The following is a 13,065-nucleotide window of genomic DNA, read 5'->3' as shown; positions in this document are numbered from 1 at the left end:
GATAAATAGATAATTTTTCTACTTTTGTGACGGGTAAGTCTTTTACGACCAGCTCCTCTTGAATCCCCCCAGGGTGGGAACGCAGCAAGGGTAGAGAGTTGAGCGGTGCGATAAAAGTAGCTTACCCATTTTTATTTTCTATACTTTTCATTGTCGCCTTTTTTCAGGCAATTCTATTTTAAATTAATCTTTTTGGAGTTGTTGGTGTTAACACCTGTAAAATAGCTATGCATATACAAGAAAGCATTAACGGTAACGAAGGCCGTTTTTACATACAGCAAGATGACGAGTTAACCGGCGAAGTGCTTTTTACGAAGCACAATAATCATGAAATAGAAATTTATCATACCGAAGTAGCCGAAAAAGAACAAGGCCACCATGTGGGTGAACAATTAATTGAACACGCCGTGGATTACGCGAGGCAAAATCAGTTAAAGATAACTCCATCTTGTACCTTTGCCAAAGCCGTATTTGCCCGTAATAAAAGCTATCAGGACGTACTGGCTTAATTTATTTACGTTTATGCTCGATTTGATTATTATTGGCGGAGGCCCTATTGGGTTAACTTGCGGACTGGCTGCTCAAAAAGCCGGCTTAAGCTTTCTTATTTTAGAAAAAGGCACGCTGGTTAACTCATTATATAACTACCCGTCTACCATGACCTTTTTTTCTACTTCAGAAAAATTGGAGATTGGCGGCTACCCATTTGCTACTACCCACACTAAACCCAACCGTGCCGACGCCTTAGAATATTATCGTCGTGTATCGCTGGCTAATAACCTCCCTTTGCAACTATTTGAAGAAGTTAAGTCAGTTGAGAGAAAAGAAGATAACTACACTATAATGAGCAACAAAGGCACCTACGAAGCTAAAAACATCGTTGTGGCTACCGGCTTTTACGACATATCAGTAAACTTGGACATCCCGGGCGAAGATTTGCCTAAAGTGAAACACTACTACCAGGATCCGCACTTTTATACTTTGCAAAAGGTAGTGGTAGTAGGAGCCAGTAATTCATCGGTTGATGTGGCGCTCGAAACTTACCGCAAAGGTGCTGAAGTAACTATGGTGGTTCGAGGCAGCGAGATTAGCAGCCGCGTAAAATATTGGGTAAAGCCAGACATTTTAAACCGTATTGAAGAAGGCAGTATTAAAGCCCACTTTAACTCCAATCTAAAAGCCATACGCGAGCACGAAGTAGATATTGAAACACCCGACGGACTGATTACCATTGCCAATGATTTTGTAATGGCCATGACGGGTTACAAACCCAACTTTAACTTTTTACAAAAAATGGGTATTAATCTTTCTGACGATGGCAAGTACATTCCGCAATACAACCCCAAAACGATGGAAACCAACCTACCGGGCGTTTACCTGGCCGGCGTAGTTTGCGGAGGCATGGATACGCATTTATGGTTTATAGAAAACTCACGCGTACATGCCGAAATGATACTAAATGATATTACCGCCAAACGCAAATAAAGGCGGCGGGCAGTTGTGGTTTGCTTAAACTGTTAACTGCTCTGCAGCATATCTTTTGGCATTGGCACGGGTTTTTACAAACTCGTATCCACCAAACAAAATGGCACCAAATACGGCATCGGCTAAAAGCATGTTACGCTCAAAAGGTATCGCCATTAGTAACGACTCACCGTAACCTAACAGGCCTTTAGCATAGTAGCTGCTTTGCAGCCAGGGCTCAATATCGGTAAGCAACCAGTGTACCGCTACGCTGGCTAACGAAGCCAGTAACACGTTCGCTACGTTTACTTTTTTAATCAGGCTGCCAATCATTACCATAATCAGCAAGCTGGCATACAACCACAGGGCACTGTTGCTGTACCACAAAACTAACTTAGCCGAATACAGATAGTTGATAAAAATATCAGTTACAAAAAGGGTAATTACTGATAATAAACCGGCTTTCCATTTATCGGCAAAGTAAACTCCTCCAAATATAGAAAGTGCGCCTAACGGACTAAAGTTACTGAACAGCGGAAAATAAAAACTCACCAGGCGCATGGCACCGGTAGCAATAATCGAAGCCAGTATTATCAGGATATAAGCAGGTGCGTTCAGCTTAACTTTTTGCAATGACATATCAAACCGTTTAAAAGCCAAATTTATTAAATTATTACCTAATCTGCCGCTAATTGAAAAATTACGCTTTCAAATACACGCTGAGTGAAAATAATTTGGCACTCAAATGCTGTTTGATATTTGATAACTGCTCGCAGCCATCGACTTTTTGCCGCTGCATTTTTCGAAAAAGTAATCAATACGCCCCAAATTAATACCGGCAAAACCCACCTGGTTGATCGTGGTAATCTGTCCGTCAAGGTTTTTTATATCCTCAGGCTGGTCCATGAAGGTGTGCGTGTGGCCACCAATAATTAAGTCGATGTTCCGGGTATTCTTAGCCAGCACCTGGTCCGACACCTTTTTATCGTTGTATTTATACCCTAAATGCGAAAGGCAAATCACTAAATTGCATTGCAGCTCGTTTTTAAGCAGGGCGGCAACTTCGTTACCCTTTTGTATAGGGTCGAGATAGCGGGTTTCTTTGTAATTGCGCGGATCAACCAAACCGGCCAGTTCAATACCTAAACCAAACACGCCAATTTTTAAACCATTTTTTTGAAACACTTGGTAAGGCTTGCTTGACTGGTGCATCACCGTGTTACTAAAATCGTAGTTGCTTACTAAAATCGGAAAATTAGCATTAGGCAGCTGCTTATAAAAACCGTCGATGGTGTTGTCAAAATCGTGATTACCCATCGTAGCCGCATCATATCCCATCTGGCTCATCAGTTTCAATTCCAGCTCGCCGCCAAATAGGTTAAAATACGGCGTACCCTGAAAAATGTCGCCCGCATCCAGCAGCAACACATGGTCTTGCTCGGCCCTTATTTTTTTAATTAATGCCGCGCGACGTGCCGTACCACCCAAACCCTGATTTTTAGAGCCATCCATCGGGAAAGGTTCAATACGACTATGCACATCATTAGTATGCAAAATAGTTAACCTATGCACATCACCGGCAGCCAATGCGTCTAACGAGTAAGTGCTTAATGCCATAGCGGCCAGTGCAGTACCACCGGTCCGAATAAAACTTCTGCGGTTAATTTTTTGTAATTCTTCCATCGAGTTGAGCATCTATTGGTTTACCGGCTGTGGTTTGTTGCTTTACGTAATTAATCAAGGCATCGCGAACACGTAAGCCCAAAACCTTACGCTCCAGCGGGTTAGCCATACCTTTAACGTTATCGCCGCCGTTAGCTATATAATCTGAGGTTAAAACGTTATAAATGTGGTTACGATCAAACGGCTGACCTTTAATCAATACCTGTTGAGCTTGCCCGTTAGCAATACTAAACTTAATGTTATTTACCGGCTGACCACCGCTCTGCGCCAAAAAGGTGAGTAATTGTTCAACATCAGTTCCTTTAAGCTTAAGCACCACCAGCTCGTTTTCAAATGGCATTAGCTCAAACATAGTACTCAAGGTAATATTGCCCTGGGCAACATCATTACGTAAACCTCCTTTGGTGGTAGGCACTGCAAAATCAATAGCCGGATCAATCTTAAGCGCCTCGGAGGTTACGGCATCGGCAAAAAAGTTGCCCAACAGGCTTTCGGTTTCACCGCTTTTGGTAAGCAGACGCGCACTTTGGCCAATAACAGCGCTCATTTGCGCTTCCATTTTTTGCTTATAGGGCAGGTAAGTTTTGATGACCGTGGAATCGGCCGAAACGGCATTATTAATATTATACTCGCTGCGTTTAGCTTCAACTAAAGTATAATGCGACTTGCAGGAAGCTAACAGTAATGCAGCACCGTAAATAAACCGGGTGATTTTAAAACGCATATTAATATTTAATGCAAACTCGTTAACTAAGTTGTGCCGTGCAAATTTGCGCTGCAAAGATACCTGTTGCATCATTAATAATGCTGCCTGCCAGGCGTGCATAAATGTAAAATATTTGGTAGCATTGATGAGCTGTTATGCTAACGCTTTAGATTTATATCCAATTTTACAAAAGCATTGCCTAAAGTGAGGCGCCGGGTTGTTATCATTGTTACTTTATACGTCCGACCTATGTTTTCAGAACCTTCGTACCTGGCTGCCCGGATGGTAGCCGAAACTATAGAAACACATTTTGCTGATCATCTGGCGCAGGCTCGGGAGCTCGGCGAGCAAGAACTGGCTACGGCGTGCAGTGCCGGCATCATCGAGGCTGTGATAGACATTGCCTTTTGGGCCAGCCTACGCCGCGAGGAAGGACGACCGGTAAGTATCTCTTTAGCGTTATTAGAACCCAAACAGGCTGGTAAACCCCTGATATTTGGTAACCGGCTGCGGCTTACGCCTCAAAACCTGGTGAAATTAGCCCCAGCTGTAGAGCAGCCGGGCATACATTTGGGGGTATGGCATGAAGACGATGAATTATACATTTGGGGCACAACTCATACCGTACCGGGTATTTGCTTTGTTTTAGAAGTGGTTGAACCCGGATTGTTAGTTATTAAACACCGCCGGTTGGATGGCTTTGGCAAGTTTGTGAACGTAGCGGTGCTGCACGGCGATCAAATTAAAATACTCGACGAAAAATCGATGGGTATTGCAGACTGCCCGGCATTGCATGCATCGCTCATGAATATGTCGCTGCCATCATTTATGGGCGAAACTTTCAATGTACTGGTGCAACTGGCGGCCAGCATACGTCTACATCGCCGCGGCGGACTGGTACTCATCGTTCCTGATGATTCGGACCAATGGCGGGAATCGGTAATAAGCCCTATTAAATATCCGGTAACCCCACCCTACTCCGCCATACCCGACCTGATGAAGCAGGGTGAGCAGGAACGAGATACTTTTGAATGGAAAGAATCGCTGCTGCAGGCTATTGATATTATTGGTGGCTTTACTGCTGTTGATGGCGCTACGGTAATTACCCAGCACTATGATCTGCTTGCTTTTGGCGCTAAAGTAGCACGTTCGGCCAATAGCGTTCCGGTTGAAGAAATTATTATGACCGAACCGGTGGCCGGTGCGCAGGCAACCCGTATGCACCCGGCGCAAAATGGCGGCACACGCCACTTAGCAGCTGCCCAGTTTGTGCACGACCAACATAATGCTGTTGCCGTGGTAGCTTCACAAGATGGTCAATTTACCGTATTTGCCTGGTCAGAAAAACTGCATCGCGTTCACGCTCATCGAATTGATGTGCTGTTGCTGTAAGCTAAATTAAAATTTAGCTTATTTGTTTCGCTGTTATGCGACTTAATATCTTGTGATCAATGTAAAACGTCCCGAAAGGCACCAGGCAAGCCAGCAGCACTTTCCAGGTAACCGTTTTAAACGGCCATTTCTGAGCTATGCCAACACTGAGTGCATTAAACAAATAAAGCAAGAACAGCCCGCCGTGCACCGGGCCAATACTTTTCACCAAAGCCGGCGAGTTTCCCCAATATTTTATTGGTACGGCAACAAAAAGCAGTGCAAGAAGAGAAATACCTTCCAGGTAACCGATAAGGCGCAGCCGACCCACACCTGTGCTGAGTGATAATAACATGTTTTTGATTTTTATGATAGTCTGATAAAAGGCCGTTGCGCTAAAGGTGAAAAAGGCCAGGGTATAGCAATAAAGATGATCGCGAGAGCTACTGAGAAAAAAATTAATTGCGTGTGATGCTTATCAGCCGCCAAAACTTTTCTCTTAGCCATAGCCGAACCTACGGTGATAATAACAATAGCTACGAGCATCAACGTAATGTGAATGATGCCGAAAAATACCGGCTCTGTAATATGGCCATTACCGTTAGCCAAGCCAGTAGCCAACATTTTTACGGTTGCACTTTGCGTGTAAACAATTATACCAATCAATAATTGCATATGGGCAATAGTTGCCGTCCAATGACGAACCTGATTGTCTGTTCGGGTAAAAGGAAGTTTTTGCTGATGACCTTGATACGCCCGATATATTGAATATAATAAGCTGGCCAATACCAGCCAGCGCATTACAGAATGAAGTAAAAGCAGAATACTCATTAGATACCAATTAGTATGTTTTTAGAAAAAATTTTTAAAGCTGATTCAAATAGATTTTTAATTCGGATAAATAGGCTTTATAGCAGGCCGGACCCAACATCTTACCCATGTTACGGATGCCGCTATAACCTGCCATTATAAAATAAGCCACTTGTTTCTCATCAATGTTGCTTTTTATTGTTCCAGCCATTTTACCTTGTTTAAAGACCTGGCTAATTGCTTTTTGCCATTCATTAAATAATTTACAGAGAATTTGGTTAAATTGAATATTAAGCGGCGCCATTTCTTCTATCAGATTTACCGCAGGGCATCCGTATTTTACGTCAAACATGGGCTGTTTCAGTAAGATATTTTGCATCATTAGATACACTTCTTCAGCCGGATTTTTTGCAGCCAGCAGTGGTTCAACCATAACTTTTAACATACCGGGATACATCAACTCATTAATCATGGCCAGCCCCATTTCATCCTTATTTTTAAAGTGATAAAAAAATGCACCTTTAGTAACCTGCGTGGTAGCAATAATATCGTCGATACTGGTGGCTTGAAAACCCTGCTTATAAACCAAGTCAAATGCCTTTTTCAATATCGTTAAACGGGTGTTAGCTGCCTTAGACATAAAAGTACCAATTGGTATGTTTTGCAAACATAACAGTTTTTATACCTATCGCAATATTATTTGTAATTATTTCGTTTTAATTGTAGATTTGACAATTAACCAATTATAGCTACCCAGGTAGTTGCTCCTTAATACTTTTTCTGAATCTTAAATTTCTGCTTAACAGCAAGTAATGATGATAAAAAAATTTATCGCGACTGCTTTCATTGGCATGTGGGCAGCGCAAGGTATAGCGCAGGTAAAACCAGTTGAGAGTTTTCCGCTTAATGATGTGCGTTTGCTTAAAAGCCCGTTTGAGCAGGCTCAGCAAACCGACATGAAATATATGCTGTCGCTTAACCCCGACCGTTTATTGGCACCCTACTTAAAAGAAGCCGGCCTTACGCCAAAAGCTCCCTCATATGGTAATTGGGAAAACACCGGACTCGACGGGCACATCGGTGGGCATTACCTTTCGGCCTTATCGCTCATGTATGCCTCTACCGGTAATGCAGAAGTGAAGAAAAAGCTCGATTACATGGTGGCTGAGTTAAAACGATGCCAGGATAACAACGGCAATGGTTATGTAGCCGGCATACCCGGCGGTAAAGCAATGTGGCAGGAAATTGAAAAAGGCAACATTAACGCCAACAGTTTCGGGCTCAACAATAAATGGGTGCCACTTTACAATATCCATAAACTCTACGCCGGTTTGTATGATGCTTACACGGTTGCCGGAATTACTGCCGCCCGCGATATGCTCCTTAAGCTAACAGACTGGTTTTATAACACCACGGCCAAACTTACCGACGAACAGGTACAAACCATGCTGCGTAGCGAGCAAGGCGGACTTAATGAGGTGTTTGCCAATGTTTACGGCATTACCGGTAATAAGAAATATCTGGAAATGGCCCGGCGGTTTTCGCACCAAGCTATACTGCAACCTTTAGAAGCTCATAAAGATGCACTTACCGGTATACATGCTAACACCCAAATACCTAAAGTAATTGGCTTTGAACGTATTGCCCAACTGAGCGGTGATACGAGCTATAGTAGTGCCGCTGCCTTTTTCTGGCAAACGGTAGTTGATCATCGTACCGTTGCTATTGGAGGTAACAGTGTAAGGGAACATTTTAATCCTGCGGATAACTTTTCGTCGATGATTGAATCGCGTGAGGGGCCCGAAACCTGCAACTCCTATAATATGTTGAAGCTGACCCGCGATTTGTTTCTGAGCAATCCGACATCATCTTACATTGATTATTACGAGCGCACACTTTATAATCACATACTGTCGTCGCAACGGCCCGAAGGTGGATTCGTTTATTTTACGCCGATGCGTCCGGGACATTACCGGGTATATTCTAATCCGCAAGAAAGCTTTTGGTGCTGTGTAGGTTCGGGTTTAGAAAACCATGGCAAATATGGCGAACTGATTTATGCCCATCAGGGTAATGATTTACTGGTAAACCTGTTTATCGCATCAGAACTGAACTGGAAGGAGAAAGGCCTCAACCTCATCCAACAAACCACCTTTCCGTATAGCGAACAGTCGGCCTTAACGTTAAAATTAAACAAGCCAAGCCGGTTTGCCATGCGCTTTAGGTATCCATCATGGGTGAGCGCCGGGCAAATGCAAGTTAAGGTAAACGGACAATCACAAACCCTAGCTAAAAATGCTTTGGGCTACGCCAGCATTAACCGCACCTGGAAAACAGGCGATAAAATAACGGTTACTTTACCAATGCATAACACCAGCGAAGCTTTGCCAGATGGCTCTAACTACGTTGCATTTTTACACGGCCCTATTGTATTGGCTGCCGATATGGGCACCCAGAACGAAGTGGGTTTGGAGGCCGACGGAAGCCGTATGGGACATATTGCCTCGGGCCCTATGTTACCGTTGGATGAGGCCCCCCTGCTGGTATCAACAGCTAACCCAATGGCCAATGCACTTGCGCCAGAAAAACAACCCTTGACATATGACGCTGATAAGCTGATTTACCAGGATAAGTATAAAAACCTAAAACTGGTCCCCTTCTTTACCCTGCAAGACAAACGGTATGTTTTATACTGGCCTTACACCACGTCAGAGAAACTGCCAACGCTGGTTGCAAACATGAAAGCCAAAGAAGAAAAGAAACAGCAACTGGATTTAAAAACGGTTGACCTGGTGAATACCGGCGAGCAACAACCCGAAACTGATCACCAGTTTAAAGGCGAAAAAACAGAGAATGGCTCTTTCCAGGAAAGACATTTCCGTAACGGCAGCGGCTGGTTTAGCTACGTATTAAAAAACCCGGCTCAAAATGCCAATAAACTCAGGCTTACTTATTTTAGCCGCGAGAAGAACCGCAATTTCAATATATACATCAATCAGCAGTTGGTAGCCTCAGTAAAATTAGACGGTACCAATGCCAATCAGTTTATTGATGTAGATTATACTTTGCCACAGCAGGTGATGAATGATAAGCAGTTAGAAGTTAAGTTTGTAGCTGCTGATAATTCGGCCATTGCAAATATCTACGAGGTAAGATTAATGAAGCCTTAAATACTACTTTAAGGCCTTAAATAAAATTTCGACCGGGTGCAGGGCATTTATCCCTGCACCATCTTTAATTTGGTGCCGGCAGCTGGTACCTGTAGCTGCGATGATAACATTATTGGGCTGATTGCGAACTGCAGGCAGCAAAACCAGCTCAGCAATCTGCATTGAAATATTGTAATGCTCTTTCTCATACCCAAAAGAGCCGGCCATGCCACAGCATCCTGATGGGATAATTTCTACCCGGTAATTTGCCGGTAACGATAGAATTTGCTGCGTAGCACTTAACGCCGACCAGGCTTTTTGCTGACAATGGCCATGCACTTTAATTAGCCTCGCCTCATTGTTGAAAAGCGCTGCTGAAATGTTGCCTTTTTGCATTTGTGCGGCCAAAAACTCATCAATTAAAAAACTGCACTTCGCTAAGTGCCGGGCCTGCTGTAAATGGCTATCATCTACTAAATCCGGATACTCATCTCTAAAAGTTAGGATGGCCGATGGCTCTACCCCTACCAGCGGCGTTGCTTCCGTAATCTTGTTACTTAACAGCTTTACATTACAATGAGCAATTTTTTTAGCCTGGCGCAGTAACCCTTTAGAGATATGTGCACGGCCGCTCTCGGTGTGTTCGGGAATCATCACCTCATAACCTAAACGCTCCAGCAGCAAAACAGCTTTGATGCCGATAGTAGTATCCTGATAATTGGTAAACTCATCACAAAACAGGTAAACTCTGCCCCTGTCAAACTTGGTAGTCTGCCGCTCTTGGGCGTGCTTTTTATACCAGTTTCTTAAAGTAAACTGATGTAGTGTAGACATACTTCTGTTCGGAGCAAATCCTACTAACCGCTTCATTACACTGCTGATAAAAGGCTGCGTCATCACCAGGTTATATAAGCCAGGTAATACGGCCCCTAAGCGTGCTGATGCTGTGTAATTAGCAATCAGCCTTGACCGTAAGGGCACACCGTTGGCATCCTGGTAATGCTGCAAAAACTCAGCTTTAAGCTTGGCCATGTCTACGTTTGAGGGGCACTCCGATTTGCATCCTTTACAGCTTAAGCATAAATCCATCACCTGTTTAACTTCGTCATGATCAAAGCGGTTAAGCTTATCCGATTGAGTTAAAAAGGTACGCAATATATTAGCCCGGGCCCGTGTAGTATCTTTTTCGTTGCGGGTGGCCATGTACGACGGGCACATGGTGCCGCCCATCAAGTGCGACTTACGGCAATCGCCCGAGCCATTGCACTGCTCGGCATGTTGCAGTACATTTTGATTTTGATAACGAAAATAGGTTTTAAAATCAGGCGATTGCTGGCCGGGCTGATACCTCAGCATGGTGTTCATCGGCGGCGTATCTACTATTTTGCCTGGATTAAAAATATGATGCGGGTCCCACGTTTGCTTAACAGACTTTAGTAAGCCGTAATTGTGGCTGCCAATCATCTGCTCAATAAATTCGCCTCGTAAACGCCCGTCGCCGTGTTCGCCGCTTAACGAGCCACCGTATTTTTTTACCAAGGCTGCTATTTCCTGAGCAATAAGCCTGAACAGACGATTGCCTTCTTCGGTTTTTAAGTTGATGATGGGCCGCAAATGCAACTCTCCCGAACCGGCATGTGCATAGTGTACCGAATGTAAGCCATGTTTTTTGAGTATCTCGTCAAAATCGCGGATGTAAGCCGGTAAATCATGTACATCAACCGCCGTATCTTCAATAACCGGTACTGCCTTGTCATCACCCGGCAAATTACTGAGCAAGCCCAGCCCTGCTTTTCTGAGTTTCCATATCCGTTGCGTATCCTCACCAAACAGTAATGGGAAATGATAGCCCAGACTGGCTGCACGCATATCGGCTTCTGCCTGTGCAGCAACGACCTTTACCTCATCGCGGGTTTCTGCAGCATATTCCACCACCAATACTGCCCCCGGATCGCCCTGCACAAAAAACCGGTTCTGGCTCTGCTCCAGGTTATCTTTGGTACACTCCAAGATATAATGATCAATTAACTCACTGGCCCGCGGTTGATATTGCAAGGCAATCAGATTGGCCTTTAAGGCCTCATCAACGGTGTTAAAATGTACGCATAGTAAACCACTTTCTTTGGGTGGCAGCGGCTCAAGATTGAGTTTTATTTCGGTGATAAAAGCCAGAGTACCTTCGGAACCGGCCAGTAGTTTGCAAAAATTAAAATCGTCCTGGCCTGCCGTAAACGGATTAGTATCCAATAACACATCAATGGCGTAGCCGGTGTTGCGGCGGGCAATGCTTTTTTTTGGAAACTCCCGCCTAATTTGAACCTGATTTTCATAATCACTTAGCAGGCTACGTATATTGCGGTAAACTTCAGCCTCGAGCGTATCACCCGAACACTTTTTGATGAAATCGTCAAAACTAAGCGCTTTAAATTCGGCTTCAGAGCCATCGCTTAACAACGCCTTCACGGCTAACGTATGTTCGCGGGTACTGTGGTAAACAATAGAATTAGAGCCGCATGAATTATTACCTACCATGCCGCCAATCATGGCGCGGTTGGCCGTTGATGTTTCCGGACCAAACAGTAAGTCGTAAGGTTTTAAAAACAGGTTCAGTTCATCACGCACCACACCCGGCTGCACGCTCACCCATCTTTCTACAGCGTTTACTTCCAGTATCTGGGTAAAGTGTTTAGACACATCTACCACAATGCCGCTACCCACCACTTGTCCGGCCAACGATGTACCTGCGGTGCGCGGTATGAGTGACACCTTTTGGTCACGGGCAAAAGCAATCAGCCTTTTTAAATCATCAATGTTCTGCGGCAAGGCAACAGCCAGCGGCATTTCGGCGTAGGCTGATGCATCGGTAGCATACAGGGTACGCATAGCAAGGTCGTAAAACAACTCTCCCTGCAACTCGCTGGCCAAATGCGCTAATTGCTGCTGCATTAACTATGCTTTAGTTTGCCCGGTGTAAGTGCTCTCAAAAATTTTATCGGCATTGTTGGTTTCAAAACCGTTACGGCGATGGGCCGGCGTTAATTGGTTAGCAGGCATGTCGGCATACTCGGGCAAGGGGAGCCGTTCGGCAAATTCTACATAACTGCCGGCTATGCTCATCGTTTCGCCATCGGCAAAGGTGGCTTCCTGCATTTCGGCTACAGTACTGCTTTGTTTCAATAACCCGTCGCCGCTAACTTTTATTTTGCCGCCCGAGGTATTTAGCCTTATGCCTAAACCTTCAACAAAAGCGTCAAATTGTTCGATATGATTATACCCTTCTTTAAGCGCATGCACGCTGATGGTATAATGATTTAAATAATAACGGTTATAAATTACCCAAGCTGCATATTCACTCTCGGCCAACAGCAACTCGTAGTCGTGCTTGGATGGCAAAGGCCATAGCGACCGGTGGAAAAACTCTCCGATCTGCAGCCCGTCGTTAAAATTCAACCCATTAACCGGGTCAGCCTGTATAGGATCGGTATATCGGTGAATGATCTTTTGCGCTTGCTCAGATAAATCACTGACCATCAGCTCGCTCATAAAAATACGTGGATATTGGTCGGATGGGGGTGCATACCAATAGGCGTTCAGCTTTTTTCCTTCAAAATAGTAATAATCCCGCTTTTGATATCCGTGATGCAAAAAAATCTTCTCGAATGACTGAATACCCAGATGTGGCACACCAAGCGTACGAAAAGCGATATGATCGTTTACTATATCTTGTTGCGATTTAACTACGCCTTGCGCAACCAGTGCATCAGTAACTTTTTTTACTGCAGGAACCTTTTCTTGGTAACGATCAAAAAGGATATTTAGGAAAGCGTTTAATGGCGTTTGCTGTTCAAAATGCATAACAGAGAAGTTTTACAAGCGACATTC

At 44.2% G+C, this 13,065-nt stretch carries 12 protein-coding genes and 1 other RNA gene; 5 read left to right on the top strand and 8 right to left on the bottom strand.

The genetic code is table 11. The features are described 5' to 3' along the window. Window positions 1-31 precede the first annotated feature (31 nt). From ffs to AAGR14_RS07690, 3 genes are all read left to right on the top strand, one after another. Window positions 32-130: signal recognition particle sRNA small type (gene ffs, locus AAGR14_RS07700), an RNA gene on the top strand. Window positions 131-227: 97 nt separating this feature from the next. Then, window positions 228-509, top strand: coding sequence for a GNAT family N-acetyltransferase (locus AAGR14_RS07695; protein ID WP_342648009.1), 282 nt, complete (start codon window positions 228-230; stop codon window positions 507-509). 13 nt (window positions 510-522) lie between these two features. Next, the gene (locus tag AAGR14_RS07690) at window positions 523-1,485 is read left to right on the top strand and encodes a YpdA family putative bacillithiol disulfide reductase (RefSeq protein WP_342648008.1); all 963 of its coding nucleotides are present in this window, start codon (window positions 523-525) and stop codon (window positions 1,483-1,485) included. Between the two features lie 24 nt (window positions 1,486-1,509). On the opposite strand, the gene AAGR14_RS07685 is transcribed toward AAGR14_RS07690, so the two are convergent. The 3 genes from AAGR14_RS07685 to AAGR14_RS07675 form a co-directional block, all read right to left on the bottom strand. Continuing rightward, the gene (locus AAGR14_RS07685) at window positions 1,510-2,103 is read right to left on the bottom strand and encodes a DUF6580 family putative transport protein (RefSeq protein ID WP_342648007.1); all 594 of its coding nucleotides are present in this window, start codon (window positions 2,101-2,103) and stop codon (window positions 1,510-1,512) included. Between the two features lie 102 nt (window positions 2,104-2,205). After that, a complete protein-coding gene (locus AAGR14_RS07680; protein WP_342648006.1) occupies window positions 2,206-3,147 on the bottom strand; it encodes a metallophosphatase in 942 nt (313 codons plus the stop codon). Further along, complete coding sequence (locus tag AAGR14_RS07675) at window positions 3,125-3,973, bottom strand: 5'-nucleotidase (protein ID WP_342648005.1); 849 nt, start codon at window positions 3,971-3,973, stop codon at window positions 3,125-3,127. Before AAGR14_RS07675 ends, AAGR14_RS07680 begins: the two co-directional genes overlap by 23 nt. Before the next feature lie 129 nt (window positions 3,974-4,102). Here AAGR14_RS07675 and AAGR14_RS07670 point away from each other — a divergent pair, with 129 nt between their 5' ends. Further along, window positions 4,103-5,245, top strand: a complete 1,143-nt coding sequence (locus AAGR14_RS07670) for a putative sensor domain DACNV-containing protein (RefSeq protein ID WP_342648004.1) — start codon at window positions 4,103-4,105, stop codon at window positions 5,243-5,245. A gap of 13 nt (window positions 5,246-5,258) precedes the next feature. Here the strand turns inward: AAGR14_RS07670 and AAGR14_RS07665 are convergent, their stop codons facing one another. The 3 genes from AAGR14_RS07665 to AAGR14_RS07655 are packed head-to-tail and all read right to left on the bottom strand — an operon-like array spanning window position 5,259 to window position 6,674. Then, window positions 5,259-5,579 (bottom strand): DUF3817 domain-containing protein, encoded by a 321-nt coding sequence (locus AAGR14_RS07665; RefSeq protein ID WP_342648003.1) that lies wholly within the window; start codon window positions 5,577-5,579, stop codon window positions 5,259-5,261. 11 nt (window positions 5,580-5,590) lie between these two features. Continuing rightward, the gene (locus AAGR14_RS07660; RefSeq protein WP_342648002.1) at window positions 5,591-6,055 is read right to left on the bottom strand and encodes a hypothetical protein; all 465 of its coding nucleotides are present in this window, start codon (window positions 6,053-6,055) and stop codon (window positions 5,591-5,593) included. A gap of 34 nt (window positions 6,056-6,089) precedes the next feature. After that, window positions 6,090-6,674, bottom strand: coding sequence for a TetR/AcrR family transcriptional regulator (locus tag AAGR14_RS07655; protein WP_342648001.1), 585 nt, complete (start codon window positions 6,672-6,674; stop codon window positions 6,090-6,092). Between the two features lie 172 nt (window positions 6,675-6,846). Between AAGR14_RS07655 and AAGR14_RS07650 the strand changes: the two genes are divergently transcribed. Continuing rightward, window positions 6,847-9,204: a glycoside hydrolase family 127 protein gene (locus AAGR14_RS07650; protein WP_342648000.1), complete on the top strand. Its 2,358-nt coding sequence runs from the start codon at window positions 6,847-6,849 to the stop codon at window positions 9,202-9,204. A gap of 3 nt (window positions 9,205-9,207) precedes the next feature. On the opposite strand, the gene AAGR14_RS07645 is transcribed toward AAGR14_RS07650, so the two are convergent. Continuing rightward, the gene (locus AAGR14_RS07645) at window positions 9,208-12,129 is read right to left on the bottom strand and encodes an FAD-linked oxidase C-terminal domain-containing protein (RefSeq protein WP_342647999.1); all 2,922 of its coding nucleotides are present in this window, start codon (window positions 12,127-12,129) and stop codon (window positions 9,208-9,210) included. 3 nt (window positions 12,130-12,132) lie between these two features. Then, entirely contained in the window at window positions 12,133-13,038 is a 906-nt protein-coding gene (locus AAGR14_RS07640) for a DUF1338 domain-containing protein (RefSeq protein ID WP_342647998.1), read from the bottom strand. Window positions 13,039-13,065: the final 27 nt, after the last annotated feature.

The sequence above is a fragment of the Mucilaginibacter sp. CSA2-8R genome, from assembly GCF_038806765.1.
GTDB lineage: Bacteria > Bacteroidota > Bacteroidia > Sphingobacteriales > Sphingobacteriaceae > Mucilaginibacter.
This window is presented reverse-complemented; position numbering and strand designations above follow the sequence as displayed.

Excerpts from the sequence above, each read along its gene's own strand:
- AAGR14_RS07695 (WP_342648009.1), top strand. The coding sequence starts at position 228 with ATGCATATACAAGAAAGCATTAACGGTAACGAAGGCCGTTTTTACATA.
- AAGR14_RS07690 (WP_342648008.1), top strand. The coding sequence starts at position 523 with ATGCTCGATTTGATTATTATTGGCGGAGGCCCTATTGGGTTAACTTGC.
- AAGR14_RS07685 (WP_342648007.1), bottom strand. The coding sequence starts at position 2,103 with ATGTCATTGCAAAAAGTTAAGCTGAACGCACCTGCTTATATCCTGATA.
- AAGR14_RS07680 (WP_342648006.1), bottom strand. The coding sequence starts at position 3,147 with ATGGAAGAATTACAAAAAATTAACCGCAGAAGTTTTATTCGGACCGGT.
- AAGR14_RS07675 (WP_342648005.1), bottom strand. The coding sequence starts at position 3,973 with ATGCACGCCTGGCAGGCAGCATTATTAATGATGCAACAGGTATCTTTG.
- AAGR14_RS07670 (WP_342648004.1), top strand. The coding sequence starts at position 4,103 with ATGTTTTCAGAACCTTCGTACCTGGCTGCCCGGATGGTAGCCGAAACT.
- AAGR14_RS07665 (WP_342648003.1), bottom strand. The coding sequence starts at position 5,579 with ATGTTATTATCACTCAGCACAGGTGTGGGTCGGCTGCGCCTTATCGGT.
- AAGR14_RS07660 (WP_342648002.1), bottom strand. The coding sequence starts at position 6,055 with ATGAGTATTCTGCTTTTACTTCATTCTGTAATGCGCTGGCTGGTATTG.
- AAGR14_RS07655 (WP_342648001.1), bottom strand. The coding sequence starts at position 6,674 with ATGTCTAAGGCAGCTAACACCCGTTTAACGATATTGAAAAAGGCATTT.
- AAGR14_RS07650 (WP_342648000.1), top strand. The coding sequence starts at position 6,847 with ATGATGATAAAAAAATTTATCGCGACTGCTTTCATTGGCATGTGGGCA.
- AAGR14_RS07645 (WP_342647999.1), bottom strand. The coding sequence starts at position 12,129 with ATGCAGCAGCAATTAGCGCATTTGGCCAGCGAGTTGCAGGGAGAGTTG.
- AAGR14_RS07640 (WP_342647998.1), bottom strand. The coding sequence starts at position 13,038 with ATGCATTTTGAACAGCAAACGCCATTAAACGCTTTCCTAAATATCCTT.